The sequence below is a fragment of the Streptomyces sp. ALI-76-A genome (genome assembly GCF_030287445.1).
Taxonomy (GTDB): domain Bacteria; phylum Actinomycetota; class Actinomycetes; order Streptomycetales; family Streptomycetaceae; genus Streptomyces.
The window spans coordinates 1,572,167-1,591,216 of sequence record NZ_JASVWB010000002.1; the positions used below are offsets into that span (position 1 = coordinate 1,572,167).

18 protein-coding genes are annotated in these 19,050 nt (G+C 72.5%); 10 read left to right on the forward strand and 8 right to left on the reverse strand.

Annotation, left to right across the window (positions count from 1 at the left end):
• Window positions 1–87: 87 nt before the first annotated feature.
• The 4 genes from QQS16_RS08005 to QQS16_RS08020 all read left to right on the forward strand — a co-directional run bounded on the left by QQS16_RS08005 (window position 88) and on the right by QQS16_RS08020 (window position 4,718).
• Entirely contained in the window at window positions 88–1,905 is a 1,818-nt protein-coding gene (locus QQS16_RS08005; RefSeq protein ID WP_286060919.1) for an ABC transporter transmembrane domain-containing protein, read from the forward strand.
• A complete protein-coding gene (locus tag QQS16_RS08010; RefSeq protein WP_286060920.1) occupies window positions 1,902–3,683 on the forward strand; it encodes an ABC transporter ATP-binding protein in 1,782 nt (593 codons plus the stop codon). Before QQS16_RS08005 ends, QQS16_RS08010 begins: the two co-directional genes overlap by 4 nt.
• A gap of 240 nt (window positions 3,684–3,923) precedes the next feature.
• On the forward strand, window positions 3,924–4,394 hold the full coding sequence (locus QQS16_RS08015; protein WP_286060921.1) for a DUF5709 domain-containing protein: 471 nt from the start codon (window positions 3,924–3,926) through the stop codon (window positions 4,392–4,394).
• Window positions 4,395–4,448: 54 nt separating this feature from the next.
• Window positions 4,449–4,718 (forward strand): type B 50S ribosomal protein L31, encoded by a 270-nt coding sequence (locus tag QQS16_RS08020; RefSeq protein ID WP_286060922.1) that lies wholly within the window; start codon window positions 4,449–4,451, stop codon window positions 4,716–4,718.
• 41 nt (window positions 4,719–4,759) lie between these two features.
• Here QQS16_RS08020 and QQS16_RS08025 read toward each other — a convergent pair whose 3' ends face one another.
• The gene (locus QQS16_RS08025) at window positions 4,760–5,554 is read right to left on the reverse strand and encodes a metal-dependent hydrolase (RefSeq protein ID WP_286060923.1); all 795 of its coding nucleotides are present in this window, start codon (window positions 5,552–5,554) and stop codon (window positions 4,760–4,762) included.
• A 145-nt stretch (window positions 5,555–5,699) separates the two neighbouring features.
• On the opposite strand from QQS16_RS08025, the gene QQS16_RS08030 reads away from it, so the two are divergent.
• Entirely contained in the window at window positions 5,700–8,213 is a 2,514-nt protein-coding gene (locus tag QQS16_RS08030) for a DEAD/DEAH box helicase (protein ID WP_286060924.1), read from the forward strand.
• A gap of 19 nt (window positions 8,214–8,232) precedes the next feature.
• On the forward strand, window positions 8,233–9,102 hold the full coding sequence (locus QQS16_RS08035; RefSeq protein WP_286060925.1) for an acyl-CoA thioesterase: 870 nt from the start codon (window positions 8,233–8,235) through the stop codon (window positions 9,100–9,102).
• On the opposite strand, the gene QQS16_RS08040 is transcribed toward QQS16_RS08035, so the two are convergent.
• Both QQS16_RS08040 and QQS16_RS08045 read right to left on the reverse strand, forming a co-directional pair.
• Window positions 8,995–10,053 (reverse strand): DUF6397 family protein, encoded by a 1,059-nt coding sequence (locus tag QQS16_RS08040; RefSeq protein ID WP_286060926.1) that lies wholly within the window; start codon window positions 10,051–10,053, stop codon window positions 8,995–8,997. The genes QQS16_RS08035 and QQS16_RS08040 overlap by 108 nt on opposite strands.
• A 133-nt stretch (window positions 10,054–10,186) precedes the next feature.
• Window positions 10,187–10,600, reverse strand: coding sequence for a roadblock/LC7 domain-containing protein (locus QQS16_RS08045; RefSeq protein ID WP_286060927.1), 414 nt, complete (start codon window positions 10,598–10,600; stop codon window positions 10,187–10,189).
• Window positions 10,601–10,696: 96 nt separating this feature from the next.
• Here QQS16_RS08045 and QQS16_RS08050 point away from each other — a divergent pair, with 96 nt between their 5' ends.
• Window positions 10,697–11,125 carry a PPOX class F420-dependent oxidoreductase gene (locus QQS16_RS08050; protein ID WP_286060928.1) on the forward strand — a complete coding sequence of 143 codons (429 nt, stop codon included), beginning with the start codon at window positions 10,697–10,699 and terminating at the stop codon, window positions 11,123–11,125.
• A gap of 27 nt (window positions 11,126–11,152) precedes the next feature.
• On the opposite strand, the gene QQS16_RS08055 is transcribed toward QQS16_RS08050, so the two are convergent.
• The 5 genes from QQS16_RS08055 to QQS16_RS08075 all read right to left on the reverse strand — a co-directional run bounded on the left by QQS16_RS08055 (window position 11,153) and on the right by QQS16_RS08075 (window position 16,426).
• Entirely contained in the window at window positions 11,153–11,758 is a 606-nt protein-coding gene (locus QQS16_RS08055) for a GTP-binding protein (RefSeq protein WP_286060929.1), read from the reverse strand.
• Window positions 11,759–12,001: 243 nt separating this feature from the next.
• Entirely contained in the window at window positions 12,002–12,415 is a 414-nt protein-coding gene (locus QQS16_RS08060) for a DUF742 domain-containing protein (protein WP_286060930.1), read from the reverse strand.
• 22 nt (window positions 12,416–12,437) lie between these two features.
• Window positions 12,438–12,875, reverse strand: a complete 438-nt coding sequence (locus QQS16_RS08065; protein ID WP_286060931.1) for a roadblock/LC7 domain-containing protein — start codon at window positions 12,873–12,875, stop codon at window positions 12,438–12,440.
• Window positions 12,872–15,412, reverse strand: a complete 2,541-nt coding sequence (locus QQS16_RS08070) for a sensor histidine kinase (protein WP_286060932.1) — start codon at window positions 15,410–15,412, stop codon at window positions 12,872–12,874. The genes QQS16_RS08065 and QQS16_RS08070 overlap by 4 nt, the downstream gene beginning before the upstream one ends.
• Before the next feature lie 240 nt (window positions 15,413–15,652).
• A complete protein-coding gene (locus QQS16_RS08075) occupies window positions 15,653–16,426 on the reverse strand; it encodes an MHYT domain-containing protein (RefSeq protein ID WP_286060933.1) in 774 nt (257 codons plus the stop codon).
• Between the two features lie 168 nt (window positions 16,427–16,594).
• Between QQS16_RS08075 and QQS16_RS08080 the strand changes: the two genes are divergently transcribed.
• From QQS16_RS08080 to QQS16_RS08095, 3 genes are all read left to right on the forward strand, one after another.
• Window positions 16,595–17,194: a class I SAM-dependent methyltransferase gene (locus QQS16_RS08080; RefSeq protein WP_286060934.1), complete on the forward strand. Its 600-nt coding sequence runs from the start codon at window positions 16,595–16,597 to the stop codon at window positions 17,192–17,194.
• A gap of 430 nt (window positions 17,195–17,624) precedes the next feature.
• The gene (locus tag QQS16_RS08090) at window positions 17,625–17,921 is read left to right on the forward strand and encodes a hypothetical protein (RefSeq protein WP_286060935.1); all 297 of its coding nucleotides are present in this window, start codon (window positions 17,625–17,627) and stop codon (window positions 17,919–17,921) included.
• Between the two features lie 135 nt (window positions 17,922–18,056).
• Window positions 18,057–18,944 (forward strand): hypothetical protein, encoded by an 888-nt coding sequence (locus QQS16_RS08095; protein WP_286060936.1) that lies wholly within the window; start codon window positions 18,057–18,059, stop codon window positions 18,942–18,944.
• Window positions 18,945–19,050: the final 106 nt, after the last annotated feature.

A 19,050-nucleotide genomic window follows, 5' to 3' on the forward strand; every position in this document is an offset into this window, starting at 1 on the left:
TCCGACCACGCTGCGGCGCGAACCTTTCACGGTTTGTTGCCGTCGTACGCGTTCCCCTCCGCCCCCTGACACGAGCCACTGGACGTCATGCAGATTCAAGACCTTCCGTATCCCGACCCGGGCGTGCCGGACGCGCGCTCCGGGCCCCGATTCCTGTGGTGGCTCTTCCGGAGCCAGCTGGGCGGGCAGCTCAAGTCGCTGGCCTGGGGACTGCTGCACTTCGGTTCCGTCTGCGTCCTGCCGTTCTGCGTCGGGCTCGCCGTGCAGGCCGTCGTCGACCGCTCCGGTACCCGACTGGCCCTCGCGGGCGCGCTGCTGGCCGTGTGCTGTGTCGGCAACGCGGTCGGCGAGACCTTCCTGCACCGCACCGCGATCACCAACTGGATCACGGCGGCCGCGCGCGTCCAGCAGCTGCTGGCCCGCAAGGCCGCCCTGCTGGGCTCCGCGCTGACCCGGCGGGTCGCGGCCGGTGAGGTCGTCGCCGTGTCCACCGGTGACGTCGAGAAGATCGGCTGGTTCGTGGAGGCCGTCTCCCGGTTCACCGCCGCCGCGCTCACCCTCGTGCTGGTCTGCGTCGGCCTGGTCCTCTACCAGCCCGCGCTCGGCGTGGTGGTCGCCGCGGGCCTGCCGGTCCTGGCGCTGGCGGTGCTGCCGCTGCTGCCCCGCGCGACCCGGCGTGCCGACGTCCAGCGGGAGAAGGCCGGGCGCGCCACCGAACTGGCCTCGGACACCGTGGCCGGTCTGCGCGTCCTGCGCGGCATCGGCGGCGAGGAACTCTTCCTCGACCGCTACCGCCGCGCCTCCCAGGAGGTCCGCCACGCGGCCGTGCGCAGCGCCCGGATGTGGTCGCTGATCTCCGCGATCCAGGTACTGCTGCCGGGACTGCTGCTGATCGCGGTCGTCTGGCACGGCGTCCATCTGGTGCGCGACGGGCGCATCGGCGTCGGTGAACTGGTCACGGTCTACAGCTCGGTGATGCTGCTCACCTACCCGCTGCGGCATTTCGAGGAGATCGCGATGGCGTACTCGTTCTCCCGTCCGTCGGCCCGGCGGGCCGCGCGTGTGCTGTCGCTGGAGCGGGCCACGGACACCGCGGGCTCCCTGGCCGCCGCCACCCCGTCCGGCGACCTGTACGACCCGGCCACCGGTCTGCTGGCACCCACCGGCCGGCTCACCGCCGTGGTGTGCGGCGACCCGGACGCGGCGGGACGGCTCGCGGAGCGGCTGGGCGGGCACCCCTCGGAGGAGGGTCCGTCGGTCCTGCTGGGCGGTGTGCCTCTCGACGACCTGCCGCTCGACTCCGCCCGCACGGCCGTCCTCGTCCAGGACAAGGACCCGGTGCTGCTGTCCGGCTCGCTGCGCGAGCTGCTCGACGTGCCCGCCTCGGGCCATGTGGGTGCCGAGGAGGCGCTGGCGGCCGCACAGTGCGGGGACGTCCTGACCGCCCTGGCGCAGGGCTCGCTCGGTGCCGAGGACCCGATGGACGCCCGGATCACCGAACGCGGACGTTCTCTCTCCGGCGGCCAGCGCCAGCGGCTCGCCCTGGCCCGTTCGCTGGTGACGGACCCGGAGGTGCTCGTCCTGGACGAGCCGACCTCCGCCGTCGACTCGCACACCGAGGCGCGGATCGCCGAGGGTCTGCGGGAGCTGCGCGCCGGGCGCACGACCGTGGTGTTCACCTCCTCGCCGCTCCTCCTGGACCGCGCCGACCGGGTCGCCCTGGTGGACGACGGCGAGGTCGTGGCGGTGGGCGCGCACCGCGAGCTGGTGCACACGGAACCCCGGTACCGGGCCGTGGTGACCCGCGAGACCGACGACGAGGCCGCCCGGTACGAGCGGGAGCCGGCCGCGTCCGAGGTCGACGACGTCCTGGACGTACTGGAAGAGATCGAGGAGACAGCATGATCGGCGTGGCGCCACCGGCGTACGACCCGGCGGCCCCGACGACGGCGAACACCCTGCCCGTCGGCGCCTCCGCCACCGTCCGCGCCTACGTGAGCGAGCTGTTCCGCCGGCACCGCCGGGCCTTCGTGCTGCTCGTCACCGTCAACACGGTGTCCGTGGTCGCCTCGATGGCGGGCCCGTGGCTGTTGGGCGGGCTCGTGGAGCGGGTGTCGGACGACGCCCGGGAACTCCACCTGGAGCTGACGGCCGGACTGTTCTTGCTCGCGCTGGCCGTCCAGGCCCTGTTCGTGCGCGAGGTGCGGCTGCGCGGGGCGATGCTCGGCGAGCGCATGCTGGCCGATCTGCGCGAGGACTTCCTGGTGCGGTCGGTCGGCCTGCCGCCGGGGGTGCTGGAGCGGGCCGGGACGGGCGACCTGCTGTCCCGGATCACCACCGACGTCGACCGGCTGTCCAACGCGATGCGGGAGGCCGTACCGCAGCTGGCGATCGGTGTGGTGTGGGCGGCCCTGCTGCTGGGCGGGCTGGTGATCACCGCGCCGCCGCTGGCGGCCGCGGTGCTGCTCGCCGTGCCGCTGCTGGTGGTCGGCTGCCGCTGGTACTTCAAGCGGGCGGGAGCGGCCTACCGTTCGGAGACCGCCGGGTACGCCGCCGTCGCCGCCGCGCTCGCGGAGACCGTGGACGCCGGACGCACCGTCGAGGCCCACCGCCTCAGCGCCCGCCGGATCGCGCTGTCGGAGCGCCGGATCAAGGAGTGGACCGCCTGGGAGCGCTACACGCTCTGGCTGCGGTCGGTGCTCTTTCCCGTCGTCAACGTGACCCATGTGACGGTCCTCGCCTCGGTGCTGATGATCGGTGGCGTGTTCGTGCTCCAGGGCTGGATCGGGGTCGGTCAGCTGACCACCGGAGCGCTGATCGCGCAGATGCTCGTCGACCCGGTCGGGCTGATCCTGCGCTGGTACGACGAGCTCCAGGTGGCCCAGGTGTCGCTGGCCCGGCTGGTCGGCGTCCGGGACATCGAGCCGGCCGCCGGTGACGACACGCTGGACCCCGACGGCCACGACGTGCACGCGGACCGGGTGCACTTCGGCTACCTGGAAGGCGTGGACGTGCTGCGCCAGGTGTCCCTGGAGGTCGCCCCCGGCACCAGGCTGGCGCTGGTCGGCCCGTCCGGCGCGGGCAAGTCCACGCTGGGCCGGCTGCTCGCCGGGATCTACGCGCCCCGGGACGGGCGGATCACCCTCGGCGGCGCCGAGCTGTCCCGGATGACGGCGGAACGGGTCCGCTCGCACGTGGCCCTGGTCAACCAGGAGCACCACGTGTTCGTGGGCTCCCTGCGCGACAACCTGCTGCTCGCCCGCACCGGCGCGGCGGACGCGGAGCTGTGGGCGGCACTGGGCGCGGTGGACGCGGACGGCTGGGCGCGGGCCCTCGACGACGGCCTGGACACCGAGGTCGGCTCGGGCGGGCTGGCCCTCACGCCCGCCCAGGCGCAGCAGATCGCCCTGGCCCGGCTGGTGCTGGCCGACCCGCACACGCTGGTCCTGGACGAGGCGACCTCCCTGCTCGACCCGCGGGCGGCCCGCCACCTGGAACGGTCCCTGGCCCGCGTCCTGGACGGCCGCACGGTCGTCGCGATCGCCCACCGGCTGCACACCGCGCACGACGCCGACGTCATCGCCGTCGTCGAGAACGGCCGGATCAGCGAGCTGGGCAGCCACGACGAGCTGGTCGCGGCCGACGGGGCCTACGCGGCCCTGTGGCGGTCCTGGCACGGGTGACCCGGTGACGCGGGAGGGCTGAGTGGCGTGTGGGCCCGGAGCGAGGAGGAGCGGTCCTCGGCCCGGGCCCGTGCCGTTGCGCGGTGCCGAAGTCGAGTGGAAGGCTGGAAAGCGGCACCGGCTCGGGGAGCGCCCGCGCACCACACGGTGTGCCGACGGGCGCGGCTTGTGCACCGCGCGTCCGCGGTCCGCCGTCGGCCGCGGGACCACCGAGTCCGGCCCCATCACCTGGAGGTACCTGTGAACAGCGCCGACGGATGGGGGGACGACGTCTACCAGCCCGACGGATCCGAGATCCAGGACGACTCGGGGCTGCTCGACGTGGAGGACACCTTGGAGAACGACGGAGTCGGCAGTCCCCTCGACCGGGGCTGGTCGCCTCCGGAACGGCCCTGGGCGGTGGAGCACACCGGTGTCACGGCGGCGGAGCGCCAGGCGGGCGAGTCGCTGGAGCAGCGGCTCGCCGAGGAGCTGCCGGACCTGGCCGCGCCGGACGGCGACGGCATCGGTGACTGCGACGGCACGGACGGGGAACTCCTCGACAACGAGGTCGGCGCGGTCCGCTCCGGTCGTCTCGTGGCACCCGACGAGGGGGCGCACGAGGACGAGGAGAGCGCGCTGATCGCCACGGACGTGGGCATCGACGGTGCGGCCGCCTCCGCCGAGGAGGCCGCGATGCACATCGTCGACGAGGACGCCCTGTACGGCTGACCCCGTCGGCCCCGCGCCGTCGGCCGCCCGGCCGGCGCCGCAGAAGGAGGATCCATGCAGCAGGACAAGCACCCCGACTACCACTCGGTCGTCTTCCGCGACCGCTCCGCCGGCTACGCCTTCCTCACCCGGTCCACCGCCACCAGCGACCGGACCATCGAGTGGGACGACGGCGAGACCTACCCGGTCGTGGACGTGGAGATCTCCTCGGAGAGCCACCCCTTCTACACCGGCAAGGCCCGCACGGTGGACTCGGAGGGCCGCGTCGCCCAGTTCGAACGACGCTACGGCAGCGGATCGGCCCAGGGGTCCGGCGGGGTGTGAGCGTCCGCGGGCGGTCGTGGCGGCCGTCCGGAGCCGGTCGCTCAGATGACGTTGAGGGCCACCGCGCAGCCCACTCCCCCGAGCAGCATGAACGCCGGCATCAGGACCTTCAGCTCGACCCAGCTGCCCGCCCGGAACCGCATGAACTTCGGCGGACCGATCGGGTACCAGCGCTTGCGGCCCACCGGTATCGGCCACAGGACCGGGCAGCCGGAGACCGTCAGCGCGTCCCCGATGTCGTGCACCAGCGCGCCCAGCACGATCGGCAGCCCCAGCCACAGGTACTCCTGGCCCGGCGCCGTGAACAGCCAGTCCGCGCCGTTGCCCGGCTTGTCCAGCACCCCGGCGAGGATCCACGCGCTGGTCGCGGCCAGCAGCCAGACCAGTACGTCGGCGCTCTGGCCGCGGGTCGCCCGCCACAGCAGGCCCTCGATGGCCAGCACCATGTGCACGAACAGGAGCGCCAGCACGGCCCAGCGGCCACCGGTGATCGCCGCCACCGAGCCGCCCGCCCCGAGCAGGACGGCCCACAGCCAGGTGTGGGTGAGCGTGCGGTGCCCGCCGGAGCGGCGTGGGTCGCCCTGCTTCTTCGTGGCCTTGTAGACGGCGTAGGAGAGCTTGTCGACTATCTCGCACAGAGCCCGGGAGACCGGCCCGAAGGAGCGCGAGATGGTGGCGGCCTTGTGGTCGAGGTCCGGGGTCAGTGCCGCGCCGGCGCAGATCAGGGCCCCCGCGAGGAGAACCGGCCAGGGCATGGTGTGCCCGGTCGCGGCGGCAGCGGCGCCGACGCCGAGCCAGGCCGCGGCGCCCGACAGCGAGTGTGCTGGTCCCATCATCGGAGTTGCCCGCCCCATTCTTGGTGTGCCGCTGTCCAGTTGACCGGGCGCACTGACGCTCCGTCGGCGACACAGCGTAGCGTTCGCGATCTTCGCGCTCGCAGCCGATTCCCCCATCCCGCGAAAGGGCAGGCAAGATGGGTGTGTGACCCTCATCGATCAGCTGCCGCCGACCGCCGACCCCGACGCCCTCTACGAAGCCTTCGAGGCGTGGTCCCAGGAGCGCGGTCTCACCCTCTACCCCCACCAGGAGGAGGCGCTGATCGAGGTGGTCTCCGGGGCGAACGTGATCGTGTCGACGCCCACCGGCTCGGGCAAGAGCATGATCGCGGCGGGCGCGCACTTCGCCGCGCTGGCCCGTGACGAGGTCACCTTCTACACGGCTCCGATCAAGGCGCTGGTGTCGGAGAAGTTCTTCGAGCTGTGCAAGATCTTCGGCACGGAGAACGTCGGCATGCTGACCGGTGACGCGTCCGTCAACGCCGACGCCCCGGTGATCTGCTGCACCGCCGAGGTGCTGGCCTCGATCGCGCTGCGGGACGGCAAGCACGCGGACGTCGGCCAGGTCGTGATGGACGAGTTCCACTTCTACGCGGAGGCGGACCGCGGCTGGGCCTGGCAGATCCCGATCCTGGAGCTGCCCCAGGCCCAGTTCATCCTGATGTCGGCCACCCTCGGCGACGTCGCGATGTTCGAGCAGGACCTCACCCGCCGCACCGGCCGCCCGACGTCGGTGGTCCGCTCGGCGACCCGTCCCGTGCCGCTGTCCTACGAGTACCGGCTCACGCCCCTCACCGAGACGCTGACCGAGCTGCTGGAGACCAAACAGGCACCGGTTTACATCGTGCACTTCACGCAGGCGCAGGCCGTGGAGCGGGCGCAGGCACTGATGAGCATCAACATGTGCACCCGCGCGGAGAAGGACCAGATCGCCGAGCTGATCGGCAACTTCCGCTTCACCACCAAGTTCGGCCGCAACCTGTCCCGGTACGTGCGGCACGGCATCGGCGTCCATCACGCCGGCATGCTGCCCAAGTACCGCCGTCTGGTGGAGAAGCTCGCCCAGGCCGGTCTGCTGAAGGTCATCTGCGGCACGGACACGCTGGGCGTGGGCGTCAACGTCCCCATCCGCACCGTCCTGTTCACGGCGCTGACCAAGTACGACGGCACCCGCGTGCGCACGCTGCGCGCCCGTGAGTTCCACCAGATCGCGGGCCGGGCCGGACGGGCGGGCTTCGACACGGCGGGCTTCGTGGTCGCCCAGGCTCCCGAGCACGTCGTCGAGAACGAGAAGTCGCTCGCCAAGGCGGGCGACGACCCGAAGAAGCGCCGCAAGGTCGTCCGCAAGAAGGCTCCCGAGGGGTTCGTCGGGTGGACGGAGAACACCTTCGAGAAGCTGATCACCTCCGATCCGGAGCCGCTGACCTCCCGCTTCCGGGTCACGCACACGATGCTGCTGTCGGTGATCGCCCGGCCCGGCAACGCCTTCGCGGCGATGCGGCACCTGCTGGAGGACAACCACGAGCCGCGCAAGCAGCAGCTGCGGCACATCCGGCGCGCGATCGCGATCTACCGCTCGCTGCTGGACGGCGGCATCGTCGAGAAGCTGGACACGCCGGACGCCGAGGGCCGTATCGTCCGGCTGACGGTCGATCTTCAGCAGGACTTCGCCCTCAACCAGCCGCTGTCCACCTTCGCGCTGGCCGCGTTCGAACTCCTCGACCCGGAGTCGCCGTCCTACGCCCTGGACATGGTGTCCGTCGTCGAGTCGACGCTGGACGACCCGCGGCAGATCCTCGCCGCCCAGCAGAACAAGGCGCGCGGCGAGGCCGTGGCCGCGATGAAGTCGGACGGCGTCGAGTACGAGGAGCGCATGGAACGGCTCCAGGACATCACGTACCCGAAGCCCCTGGAGGAGCTCCTCTTCCACGCGTACGACACCTACCGCAAGAGCCACCCCTGGGTGGGCGACCATCCGCTGTCGCCGAAGTCCGTCGTGCGGGACATGTACGAACGGGCGATGTCCTTCACCGAGTTGGTGTCCCACTACGAGCTGGCGCGCACCGAGGGCATCGTGCTGCGCTACCTCGCCGGGGCCTACAAGGCCCTCGACCACACCGTCCCGGACGACATCAAGTCGGAGGACCTGCAGGATCTGATCGAGTGGCTGGGCGAGATGGTGCGCCAGGTCGACTCCAGCCTGCTGGACGAGTGGGAGCAGCTCGCCAACCCCGAGGTGATGACCGCGGAGGAGGCCCAGGAGAAGGCCGACGAGGTCAAGCCGGTCACCACCAACGCCCGTGCCTTCCGTGTGCTCGTCCGCAACGCCATGTTCCGTCGGGTCGAGCTCGCCGCCCTGGACCAGGTCGAGGAGCTCGGCGAGATGGACGCGGACTCCGGCTGGGACGCCGACGCCTGGGGCGAGGCGATGGACAAGTACTGGGACGAGTACGACGACCTCGGCACCGGACCGGACGCCCGCGGCCCCAAGTTGCTGCTGATCGAGGAGGAGCCGCAGCACGGCCTGTGGCGCGTCCGCCAGATCTTCGACGACCCGAACGACGATCACGACTGGGGCATCAGCGCGGAGGTCGACCTCGCGGCCTCCGACGCCGAGGGCCGTGCGATCGTTCGTGTCACCGACGTCGGCCAGTTGTGAGCACAGGAGAATCCCACCCATGACGACGAACCCGGCCGAGAAGCTCGTCGACCTGCTCGACCTGGAGCAGATCGAGGTCAACATCTTCCGGGGCCGCAGCCCGCAGGAGTCCCTGCAGCGCGTCTTCGGCGGCCAGGTGGCCGGCCAGGCGCTGGTGGCCGCCGGTCGCACCACGCAGGGCGACCGCCCGGTGCACTCGCTGCACGCGTACTTCCTGCGTCCTGGCCGGCCCGGGGTGCCGATCGTGTACCAGGTCGAGCGGGTGCGGGACGGCCGGTCCTTCACGACCCGCCGGGTCACCGCGGTGCAGCAGGGCCGCACGATCTTCAATCTCACCGCCTCCTTCCACAAACCTGAACAGGGGAGCTTCGAGCACCAGTTGCCGCCGGCCCGCAAGGTCCCGGACCCGGAGTCCCTGCCGACGGTCACGGACGAGATCCGGGAGCATCTCGGCGAGCTGCCCGAGCAGTTGGAACGGATGGCCAGGCGCCAGCCCTTCGACATCCGCTACGTGGACCGGCTGCGCTGGAGGACCGAGGAGGTCAAGGACGCCGAGCCGCGCAGCGCGGTGTGGATGCGCGCGGTCGGGCCGCTCGGCGACGACCCGCTGGTGCACACCTGCGCGCTGACCTACGCCAGCGACATGACCCTCCTGGACGCCGTCCGCATCCCGGTCGAACCGCTGTGGGGTCCGCGCGGCTTCGACATGGCGTCGCTGGACCACGCCATGTGGTTCCACCGGCCGTTCCGCGCGGACGAGTGGTTCCTGTACGACCAGGAGTCACCGATCGCGACGGGCGGACGAGGGCTGGCCCGCGGCCGGATCTACGACCTGGAGGGCAGGCTGCTGGTGTCGGTCGTCCAGGAAGGGCTGTTCAGGGCCTTGTAGACGCGGGAGGGGTTGCTCCGGGCCTGTGGAACCGGGACGGGTGGTCAGGGGCTCAGCCGGCCGGGATGTGTCCCGGCCACGGCGCAGCCAGCCCAGCAGCTTCCGGGGCGGACGCGGCTGCTCGGACGGGGACGGATGACGGTGCCCCACGGACGGGCCCGGTCGTGCCGTGGGGCGCGGCGCAGGCTGTTGCTCCCGTGCCTCCTCCAGGCAGCGAGCCAGGTCGCTCCGCAGCCACCCGATCTCGTCCGGATCGTCCGCCGTCATGATCCTCTCGGCCAGGCGTGCGGCGGGTGATCCCGGGGCGCCGTGGGTGGGCGGTCCGGGCCGGAAGCGGTTCACGTGCGAGCGCTCGTAGGGGTCCGTGACGATCTCCGCGACCTGGACGGGGTCGAGGAACGCGGCCACGGCTCCGGCCTGTTCCCACGGATCGGTGGCCTGCCGCAGCAGGAAGCCCAGGTGTCGTCCGCGCCAGTTGCGGGGGCGCAGGTCCAGGCCGGCGTCGAGCTGGTCACGCAGTCCCTCGGGCATGCGGGCCCGCAGCAGCCGGGAGTTCTTCTCGTCCACCGCGAACTGCCGCAGTTCCTCGGCGAGGTACTGCCAGACCACGGTGCGGTAGCGGTTGAGATAGAACGTGACCGGCACCACCAGGCCGAGGCGTGCCAGGCGGGTGAAGCGGCCCGGCGGCACCTCCATGACCGCCGCGCCCTCCGTGGCCCCCACGGTCTTCACCCGCTCGCGCAGGGAGTCGGGAAAACCTTCGCCCGCGCACAGCCGGTCGATCTCGGAGCGGGGGACGCGTCGGCCCCCGCCTCCTTCGTCCGGCAGGGTACGGACGTGTCCGAGGTGCACGGCGAGATCGAACTCGCCCCGCTTCAGGCCCAGTTCACGGGCGGCACGGCTCGGCGCGCAGGAGAGGCGGTGGGGTGTGGTGATGGTGTCGGTCGGCATGGCCGGTCTCCCCCGTGGAGTCGGTGCTCACGCGGTGTGCGTTCGCGGTGACAGAAACGGTAGCCGGTTCGGCGCATCGCGGAACGGGCCTGTGGATAACTCCAGGGGAGTCGAGAAAAGAGCAGGTCAGACGTCAGACGTCCTCTCCGGGGTTTCGCCCGGGGCGGCGGGCGTCGATCGTGAGGTGCTCGCCGACCCGGTTGACGAGCAGGGTCATCTCGTAGGCGATCTGGCCGATGTCGGCCTCCGCGCCGCTGAACACGCACAGGCAGCTGCCGGTGCCCGCGGCGGTGACGAACAGCACCGCGTCGTCGAACTCGACCATCGTCTGCCGCACTTGGCCCGCGCCGAAGTGCCGTCCCGAGCCCTTGGCCAGGCTGTGTAATCCGGACGAGACGGCGGCGAGGTGCTCGGCGTCCTCGCGGCGCAGTCCCGTGCTCGCCCCCGTCACCAGCCCGTCGTTGGACAGGACCAGAGCGTGCCGTACGTGTTCCACGCGCTCGGTCAGGTCGTCGAGCAGCCAGCCAAGTCCCCGGTTCTGCGCCATGGTTCGGTCTCCCCGTGTGACATCTCCTCCCTGGCCGGAGGATCTCTCCCCGCCAGCCTTCCTTACGACCGGCGTCCGGGCAAGGAGGATGGAGCCATGGCAGAGAAGATGACTGACACCGAATGGCGGGAGTTCGTCTCCGACGGAACCCGCACCGGAAAACTGTCCACCGTACGCTCCGACGGGAGCCCGCACGTGGCGCCGATCTGGTTCCTGCTGGACGGGGACGACGTGGTGTTCAACACCGGCAAGGACACGGTGAAGGGGCGCAATCTGGCCCGGGACGGCCGGGTCGCGCTGTGCGTGGACGACGACCGGCCGCCCTTCGACTTCGTGGTGCTCCAGGGCCGCGCCCGGATCATCGAGGAACTCGACCATGTCCGGCACTGGGCCGGCCGCATCGCGGCGCGGTACATGGGCGAGGACCGGGCCGAGGAGTTCGGCGCCCGGAACGGCGTGCCGGGCGAACTCCTCGTACGGGTCGCGGTCGAGAAGGTCCTGGCGCAGAAGGCCGTCGCCGACTGAGGACGGCACCGGGCCCGACGGCGCGGATCAACCCACCGAGTCGAGCAGCCGGGCGGTGTGCATCCGCCCGGCGTACTCGACCAGCCGGATCAGCACCTCCTTGCCCGAGTCGCGGTCGCGGGCGTCGCACAGGACCACGGGCGTGCCCGGGTCGAGATCCAGGGCGCGCGAGACGTCCTGGGCGCCGTACGTCCGGGCGCCCGCGAAGCAGTTGACGGCCACCACGAACGGGATGTGCCGGTGCTCGAAGTAGTCCACCGCCGGGAAGCAGTCCTCCAGGCGGCGGGTGTCGGCGAGGACCACCGCGCCGAGGGCGCCCTGGGAGAGTTCGTCCCACAGGAACCAGAAGCGGTCCTGGCCCGGCGTGCCGAACAGGTAGAGGGACAGGCCGGAGCGGATGGTGATCCGCCCGAAGTCCATGGCGACCGTGGTGGTGACCTTCTGGTCCACGCCACCGGTGTCGTCCACCGACTGCCCTGCTTCACTGAGCAGTTCCTCGGTGCGCAGCGGCCGGATCTCGCTGACGGCACCGACCAGGGTCGTCTTGCCCACGCCGAACCCGCCGGCGACCAGTATCTTCAACGCCAGGGCGGTCGTCTCGCCGTCCTGGGCGTCGGAGTGCTCGGAGACCATCGATCACTTCTCTCGGGAGGGCCGGCAACGGTCGACCTCGGGGAGTGGGTTCCGCGTCCCGGCGGACGGTCCGCCCGCGGCGGCCTCGGTGCGGGGGCGCGACGTCAGCATGATGACAACCGCGGCCTCTCTCCGAGGGTGTTGGACCGCTATGTGCGCGATCTGACCGAGTCGTGGCCATGCGGTGTGCGAAAGGGCGCACAAGGGGGCGCCGCTCGGGACCGGATGGGTGCGCGCGTGCATCTATAGGGCCCGCAGCCCTTCGATCACTTCGCGCAGAATCCGTTCGTCGGGGAGTTGCGCGGGCGGCACGGGTCGGCTGACGGTGACCCGGCCGAGTTCCAGGAGGTCGCCGAGGAGGACCCTGACCACGCCCACCGGCAGGTCCGCGCCCGCACCGAGTTCCGCGACCGACTGCGTCTCCGCGCGGCACAGGTCGACCAGGGCCCGGTGTTCCGGGCCCAGCGCGGTGTCGTCGTCGAAGCCGGGCGTGCCCGTGTCGAGGGTGACCAGGGCGATCAGGTCGAAGCGCACCCCGGTGGGACCGGGTCTGGTGCGTCCACCGGTCATGGCGTACGGACGCACCAGGGGGCCGGCCTCGCCGTCGTACCACTGGCTGCCCTGCTCGCGCTGAGTGCCCGTCATGTCCTCGGTCATGTGCCTGGACCGCCTTCTCGCGTCATCCCGCGACGGGGGGCCGCGCACCGGCCCGTGGTGCCGTGTACAGGTGCTCGCCGACGCGCTTGACCAGCCGTGCCATCTCGTACGCGACCAGGCCTATGTCCGCGGTCACGGCGGTGAGGACGGCGAGGCAGGAGCCGTCGCCCGCGGCGGCCACGAAGAGGAAGCCGTCGTCCATCTCCACCATGGTCTGGCGCACGCCGCCGGCCCCGAAGTGCCGGCCTGCGCCCTTGGCCAGGCTGTGGAAACCGGAGGCGACGGCGGCCAGGTGCTCGGCGTCCTCACGGCGGAGATCGGTCGAGGCACCCACCGCGAGCCCGTCGTTGGACAGCACCACCGCGTGCCGCACCTCGCTCACTCGCACCACCAAGTCGTCCAGCAGCCAGTCGAGTTCACCGGTCCGCTGGGCGGCTCTCATACTCGGGTCCTGGATCATGAGGGATCTCCTTCGCTGCTGTCGCTGCCCGCTGGGGCATCCGGGGTCGCTCCGCGGCCGGGCCGCCGGCCGCCGCCGCCGCGCGTCCAGCCCTCTCGGTACGCCGCCATGCGGTCCCGTACGAGTTCGGGGGTGCGCCGGTCGTCGCTCTGTGGGACGGATGCCCGCGCCGCTTCCTCGGCGGGCCGTTCGCGCAGTTGGGGCGCGAGATGCGCCTGCCGTACCCGACGGGGCAGGTCGTCGGAGTCCTCAGGGGCGTGGTCGCGGGAGTCGTCGTCCGGGGGCCGGTGCAGACGCAAGGTGGTGACTCCGGGGGGTGGGGTGTCGGTCGTGGTCCGGGCCGCGACCGGTGCGGGGGACACCAGTGCGGGGCGGTCGGCCTGCGCCGGGACGGGCCCCTGGTGCTGGGCGGCGGGCACGCGCGCGTACGCGTGCTCCGGCTGCCGTTCCGCGTCCGCCGACGTCCGGGGGGAACGTTCCGTCGCGCCGGAGTGCAGCAGGGCGGTGGGCAGCAGGACCACCGCGGTGGTTCCCCCGTAGGGCGAGGTACGCAGGTGCACCTTGATGGCGTGCCGGGCGGCGAGCCTGCTCACCACGAAGAGGCCGAGCCGGTCGCTGTCGAACAGGTCGAGCGTCTCGGACTGCTCGATGCGCCGGTTGGCTTCTGCGAGCGTCTCCCTGCCCATGCCCAGGCCGCGGTCCTCGACCTCGACGGCATAGCCGTTGCCGACGGGTTCGCCGGTGATCCGCACGCGGGTGTGGGGCGGCGAGAACTGGGCGGCGTTCTCGATGATCTCCGCGAGGAGGTGGGTGAGGTCGGCGACGGCCGCTCCGACGACGGACGCGTCGGGCAGCTGGCGTACCTCCACGCGCGCGTAGTCCTCGACTTCCGACACGGCGGCGCGGACCACGTTCGTCAGGGAGACCGGCATGCGCCAGGCACGGCCGGGCGCGGCCCCGGAGAGGATGATCAGGCTCTCGGCGTGGCGCCGCATCCGGGTGGTGAGGTGGTCGAGCCGGAACAGGTCGCTCAGTTCGTTCGGGTCGTCGGAGCGGCGTTCCATGCTGTCGAGGAGGCTGAGCTGGCGGTGGACGAGGACCTGGCTGCGGCGGGCGAGGTTGACGAAGACCCCGGAGATGCCGCTGGCGAGCTCCGCGCGTTCCACGGCGGCTCGGAGCGCGGCGCGGTGCACGACGGCGAGGGCTTCGGCGACCTGGCCGCTCTCGTCCTCCGCGGGCGGCCCGGGCGGGGCCTCGGCCTCGATGTCGATCTCCTCTCCCGCGCGTAGTTTCCGCATGGCCTCGGGGAGTTCGCGGCGAGCGATCTCCAGGGCGCTGTTGCGCAGGCTCACCAGCTCGATCACCAGGCCGCGGCCGATGCGCACGGAGATCACGAGGGACGCGGCGACGGCGACCAGGCCGAGGAGGACGGCGGCTCCGGCCGGGGTCAGCAGACCGCGGGTGAACGGGTCGGCCCGGTCCGCGACCTCGCGTCCCGCGTCCTGTTCGATGGTCCGCATGCCGTCCCGCACGCGCGCGTGCGCCCGGTCCCAGGTGCCCTGCGGCGCAGCGCCGATCGCCCGGGAGCCCGGACCGGCGGCGAGGATCCTGTCCTCGGCGGCTCCGACGGTGGCGTAGGCGCCGCCGTCGGCGAGGCCGCGCCAGGCGGCGCGTTCGGGGCCCCGCAGGTCGGCCGCGGCGGACTCGGTCAGGGCACGGCGGGTCTCGACAGCCCCGGTGAACAGCCGCAGCCGCTCGCCCGACAGACCGCCGGACAGGCGCCCGCTGTCCAGGACCACGTCCTCCTGGGCCAGGGCCTCTCCCGCGCGGGAGAACTCGAGCAGGACGCGGGCGTCGGAGCCGAGCTCCGCGTCCTGGATGCCGGTGAGGGCGCCGCGCACGCCGAAGGCACTGGCGATGGTCGTCGTGTACCGCCCGTACGTCTCGTTCCAGCCCACTCGGCGGTCGAGGACGGCGGTGCGCAGCGAGGGCAGTCGCTCGGCTCCGGTGACGAAGGCTTCCAGCCGCTGGGCCACGCCGGCGGGCAGTTCCTCGCTGTCGGCGATCGTGCTGTCGTCGCCGAGCCGGAGCCCGGCCACGGCGCGGTCCGTGCGCCGTGCGAGCTTGTCGAGGTCGTCGCTCCGCCCGGCCGACGGGTGGGTGGCGTAGCGGACGGCGGCCGCCCGTTCGGTCTGGAGCGCGGCCACGGCCTCCCCGACGGGGGTCCGGATGGTGGCGTCGACGCGTTGCACCTGCCGCAGCCGGGACACGTCCTGGGCGGTGGTGACGGTGGCGTACGCCCACAGTGCGAGCAGGGAGACGACCGGGACCATCAGCAGGCAGACGATCTTGGCTCGCACCGTCCGCGGCCGCAGACGCCAGTGTCCCGCGCGCGCGGGTGCGTCGTCCGGTATCGCGCCCACGGATTCGTCGGGGCTCTCGTCGGCCGGTGGTCTTGCGTGTGCGCGGCGGCCGCGCACGGGGGGCGGGGACGGCGTCTCGGCGCCGCCTGTGAGGGTCCTACGCGGGGTACGCATGGCCTCCTCGCTGGGGAGTGGGTGGGGCGTGTCGCCGTCCGGGCGATCGCGGTCCTGCGTGCCACCAGGTCCTGTCTAGTGCCGCGGCAGGCAACGTTTGCCCGCCAAGGAGCGGCGTCCGGTGCGTGCTCTCGGCGTGCCGGCCGGAAGCCCTCGTACTGGATGTACTTGGGCTTTCGGCCGGTGCGGCGAGAGGGCGTGCCGGGCGTCGCGACGGGGCGAACGTCGCCTGCCACGGCACTAGGAGGCCGCGGTCTCGATCGGCGTCCGAGCCGAGGCGGATGCCCGGCGTTCTGCCGTGGTCGGCGACAGCGCCACGAAGGCCGAGGTCAGGAAGAGGTAGGACCCGAGGCCGACGGCGAGGGGGAAGATGAACTGCATCGCCGTGGCCCCGGGCAGCGCCGCCCCGGAGGGCACCACGCGCACACTCACCGCGAACATCCCGGTGTAGTGCATGCTCGTCACCGCCACCCCCATGATCAGGGAGGCGATGGTGACAGCGACGGGTGACTTGATGTTGAGCGCCGCCCACAGGGCCGCCGTCGCCGCGACGACCGCGATCAGGACGGAGAGTCCGACGAGCGCGGGGTCGTAGTCGACGCCGCCGTGCAGGCGTACCGCCGCCATCCCCAGGTAGTGCATGCTCGCCACGCCGAGGCCCGTGGTGAGTCCGCCCAGGAAGAGGGCGCGGGTGCGGTCGCGGCTGTAGCCGACGGCGAAGACCCCGGCGCAGACGACGACCATGGCGACGAGCAGGCTCACGATCGTGAGCGGTACGTCGTAGCGGATGTCGGTGCCGCTGACGCTGAAGCCGAGCATGGCCACGAAGTGCATGGTCCAGATGCCAGTGCCGAGCGCGGAGGCGGCGGTGACGAGCCAGTTCCGGCGCGACCGTCCGGTGGCGCCGAGCGCGCGGACGGTGCAGCGCAGTCCGAGTGCGGCGCCTATGCAGGCCATCACGTACGACAGCGCGGGGGTAAGCCACCCCAGGGCGGCGTGGTCCAGGTGTCCCATGGCACCGGGACGCTAGTCGGGGCAGGGGCGCACAAAGAGGGCGCATTTCGAAAGGTGCTGGAATATGACGCGGGATGCGCCGGAACGATCGCGTCATGCTCGAACGTGTGCACCGAGGCGTCGTCCCTGTCGGTGAGACAGGGGGTGAGGTGAGGGATCATGCGGGACATGAGCGACGACCACACACGTGTGCAGGAGTTCTTCACCGTCCGCGCCGCCGACTGGGACCGCCGGTTCCCCGACGACGGTCCCGCCTATGCCGCCGCGGTCGCGGATCTCGGGCTGCGCGAAGGGGATCGCGTGCTCGACGCCGGCTGCGGCACCGGGCGCGCCCTGACACCGCTCCGCGCGGCCGTGGGGCCCTCGGGGGTGGTGGTCGGGGCCGATCTGACTCCGGCCATGCTGGAGGCCGCCGTACGGGCCGGACGGAGCCGGGACGGGCACTTGCTGCTCGCCGACGTGACCGCGCTGCCGCTGCGCGCGGAGTCGCTCGACGCCGTGTTCGGCGCGGGACTGATCTCGCACCTGCCCGATCCGGCCGACAACCTGCGGGAGCTGGCGCGCGTGGTGCGTCCCGGCGGCCTGCTGGCGCTGTTCCACCCCATCGGCCGGGCGGCGCTCGCTGCTCGCCAGGGCCGGCGGATCACCGAGGACGATCTGCGCGCGGAACCCACCCTGCGTCCGCTGCTGGCCGCCTCCGGGTGGCACCTGACGTCGTACGTCGACGAGGACGACCGGTTCCTGGCGCTCGCCGTCCGCGAGGCCTGACGGGCCCGTGCGGCTCTTCCCCTGTGGTGCGGCGTCCTCGGCTCGCTCGGGGGAGAAACCGCCGACAGGCCCGCGCGGCGTACCGGACAGGCCCGCATACCCGGGACCGGGCGGGTGCCGAGGTCGTCCAGCCGGTAGCCGTGCGGGTGGACCCCGACCTCGCGGTTCTGTCCTGGACGGGCTGTCCCGCATCCAGGTGGCCGCCGTCGGCGCCGCGCGTGGTGCGCGCCCGCCGGGGCGGCGGCAGCCGTACGGCCGGCCGCGCAGCCGGACCCTGCCCCGGACGGGGTCCCGGGTGAGGGCGCGAGGAGGTGTGTGGCGGAAGGCCTTCAGGAGCGGTTCGCCCTCTGCCCCGACGCTCCAGCTCTACGCTGAACGACAGGGAGACGGACGCTCGGTCAGGCAATCACACAGGGGGACGGTGGTGGGAATGTTCGGCAGGGTCCGCGAGTCCGGTGCCAGACTGCTCGGCGCCTTGCGCACCGAGGCGAGGAGCGACCGGGAGGCTCGCCCGCACAATCTGTTCGAGGCCGCGGCCGCCTACGTCTCGGCCTGCGCGGAGGACGACCAGGAACAGATGGACGAGGCCGCGGGCTGGGTGTCCCCCGAGGCGCTGTCGTTCGGGGTGAACGAGCTGGCCTGCCGGGCCGTGATCGCGCTCGCGCGGGAGCGCGACGAGTCGCCCCGCACGGTGGCGCGGGCGCTGCTCGGGCTGCCGGCGGCCTGACGTCGCGGCGACGGACGGTCGATTCGTCCCGTCCGGCCGGAGAACCGCAGCTCCGGGTGGACCGGGGAGTCGTGACAAGCGGCTTCCCGGCGCACTAGGGTGCGCGCGGTTGGACCTACCGATGGGGAGGCTGGGATGGCCGGGACGGACGAGGACGCCGTCGCCGCCGCGGACGACGCGCTCTACGTGCTGACGGCGGTGCTGCTGACGCCGGCGAAGTTCCCGAGCGTGCTGGGCGACGACTATCCGGAGGCCTGCGCGGCGCTGGGGCTCGCGCCGCTGGCCGACGGGTACGGCCTGGTACTCGGCCAGGACGGCGACGGTGCCAGATGGACGGTGGTCGTCGACGACGTGTCACTGGTCGCCGTGGCCATCGCGTCGTGGGACTGCGGCATGGAGCACGATCTGTCGCCCGACGAGCGCACGGTGGTCGCCGCGCTGCCGGGCTGGCCCCTGGAGGTCGCCGTGGCGGCCCCCGGCGTGCCGGCGCCGCACGATCCCGACCCCGGGATCGCGGAATGCGACCCGCTGACACCGCCGGACACCTCCACCTGGGGACCGGCCCAGCGGCGGCTGGGCGCCGACGAGATCGCGCTCCAGTGGGCGATCTGGCGGGAACAGATCGACGACGCGCAGTTCCCGGGCAGGCCCGGCGGGAACTCCGACGACGAGGTCTCCCAAGGACCTGGGAGGGACGCCCTCTCCGGGGACGGCGGACATGGTCAGGGTGCTGAACGGGACGGGTCCGAGGCCGGTCACAGCGGCATCCGGCGCGTCCTCGCGGAGGCCCGGGCGTATGTGGACGCACCGCCGCCGCTGGGTCGGGTGCGGTCGTCGTTCGCCCCGGGGGACGCCCGGACCCTGCGCGCCGACGGCCCCGGCTGGTCGCTGGTGGCGAGGACCGACGACATCGCGTTCGTCCTGCTCGACGACGAGCCCGGCGAGGTCCTGCCGGTGGGCCGGGGGCCGGAACTGCCGGGCCTTCTGGAGGCGCTCGACAAGATGGCCGTACGCCCACTGTGAGAGCCGCGGGTGGCGCGCCCGTCAGCAGCGGACAGCACACCCGGCAGCAGCGGCCAGCTGTGGTTCGCCGAGGACTGCGCCGGCGGGCGGCTGACGACGGCCCCGT

Bases quoted from the DNA above. Each gene is read 5' to 3' on its own strand.
- QQS16_RS08095 (WP_286060936.1), top strand. From the start codon at position 18,057: ATGGCCGGGACGGACGAGGACGCCGTCGCCGCCGCGGACGACGCGCTC.
- QQS16_RS08060 (WP_286060930.1), bottom strand. From the start codon at position 12,415: ATGACCGAGGACATGACGGGCACTCAGCGCGAGCAGGGCAGCCAGTGG.
- QQS16_RS08065 (WP_286060931.1), bottom strand. From the start codon at position 12,875: ATGATCCAGGACCCGAGTATGAGAGCCGCCCAGCGGACCGGTGAACTC.
- QQS16_RS08035 (WP_286060925.1), top strand. From the start codon at position 8,233: ATGACGACGAACCCGGCCGAGAAGCTCGTCGACCTGCTCGACCTGGAG.
- QQS16_RS08045 (WP_286060927.1), bottom strand. From the start codon at position 10,600: ATGGCGCAGAACCGGGGACTTGGCTGGCTGCTCGACGACCTGACCGAG.
- QQS16_RS08020 (WP_286060922.1), top strand. From the start codon at position 4,449: ATGCAGCAGGACAAGCACCCCGACTACCACTCGGTCGTCTTCCGCGAC.
- QQS16_RS08005 (WP_286060919.1), top strand. From the start codon at position 88: ATGCAGATTCAAGACCTTCCGTATCCCGACCCGGGCGTGCCGGACGCG.
- QQS16_RS08055 (WP_286060929.1), bottom strand. From the start codon at position 11,758: ATGGTCTCCGAGCACTCCGACGCCCAGGACGGCGAGACGACCGCCCTG.
- QQS16_RS08040 (WP_286060926.1), bottom strand. From the start codon at position 10,053: ATGCCGACCGACACCATCACCACACCCCACCGCCTCTCCTGCGCGCCG.
- QQS16_RS08025 (WP_286060923.1), bottom strand. From the start codon at position 5,554: ATGATGGGACCAGCACACTCGCTGTCGGGCGCCGCGGCCTGGCTCGGC.
- QQS16_RS08090 (WP_286060935.1), top strand. From the start codon at position 17,625: ATGTTCGGCAGGGTCCGCGAGTCCGGTGCCAGACTGCTCGGCGCCTTG.
- QQS16_RS08080 (WP_286060934.1), top strand. From the start codon at position 16,595: ATGAGCGACGACCACACACGTGTGCAGGAGTTCTTCACCGTCCGCGCC.
- QQS16_RS08050 (WP_286060928.1), top strand. From the start codon at position 10,697: ATGGCAGAGAAGATGACTGACACCGAATGGCGGGAGTTCGTCTCCGAC.
- QQS16_RS08070 (WP_286060932.1), bottom strand. From the start codon at position 15,412: ATGCGTACCCCGCGTAGGACCCTCACAGGCGGCGCCGAGACGCCGTCC.
- QQS16_RS08010 (WP_286060920.1), top strand. From the start codon at position 1,902: ATGATCGGCGTGGCGCCACCGGCGTACGACCCGGCGGCCCCGACGACG.
- QQS16_RS08075 (WP_286060933.1), bottom strand. From the start codon at position 16,426: ATGGGACACCTGGACCACGCCGCCCTGGGGTGGCTTACCCCCGCGCTG.